Origin of the sequence: Salinivibrio sp. SS3 (assembly GCF_001722105.1) — a bacterium.
Lineage (GTDB): Bacteria > Pseudomonadota > Gammaproteobacteria > Enterobacterales > Vibrionaceae > Salinivibrio > Salinivibrio kushneri.
In genome coordinates this window covers 1-630 of the sequence record NZ_MEBQ01000026.1, presented here as the reverse complement: position 1 = coordinate 630, position 630 = coordinate 1, and the positions used below count along the sequence as shown (strand labels likewise).

Annotated in this window: 1 rRNA gene; it reads right to left on the bottom strand. The window is 50.0% G+C overall.

Annotated features, from left to right (window positions below):
* Positions 1-474, bottom strand: a 16S ribosomal RNA gene (locus BGL48_RS10730); the annotation flags it as partial.
* Positions 475-630 lie beyond the last annotated feature (156 nt).

The following is a 630-nucleotide window of genomic DNA, read 5'->3' as shown; positions in this document are numbered from 1 at the left end:
GTACACCACCTTCCTCACTGCTGAAAGTGCTTTACAACCCGAAGGCCTTCTTCACACACGCGGCATGGCTGCATCAGGGTCTCCCCCATTGTGCAATATTCCCCACTGCTGCCTCCCGTAGGAGTCTGGGCCGTGTCTCAGTCCCAGTGTGGCTGATCATCCTCTCAAACCAGCTAAGGATCGTCGCCTTGGTAAGCCATTACCTTACCAACTAGCTAATCCTAACTGGGCCCATCCCAACGCGATAGCTTACATGTAGAGGCCACCTTTGGTCCGAAGACATTATGCGGTATTAGCCGTCGTTTCCAACGGTTATCCCCCTCGTCAGGGCAGGTTCCCAGCCGTTACTCACCCGTCCGCCGCTCGACGTCCAGCAAATCCACCGAAGCTTCAATGCTGCCGTTTCCGCTCGACTTGCATGTGTTAGGCCTGCCGCCAGCGTTCAATCTGAGCCATGATCAAACTCTTCAATTTAAGTTCTTTTGTTCGCTTTCCTATAAAGGAAAGACAAACGGCTCGATAAATACTGTTTTGTTCGTCTCTTACGAGACAAACGAATTGACTGTGCCGAACAACTAAAAGTTATCGTTTGGTCACTCAGTTCATCGAATAAATCTTTTTGTCTATTCT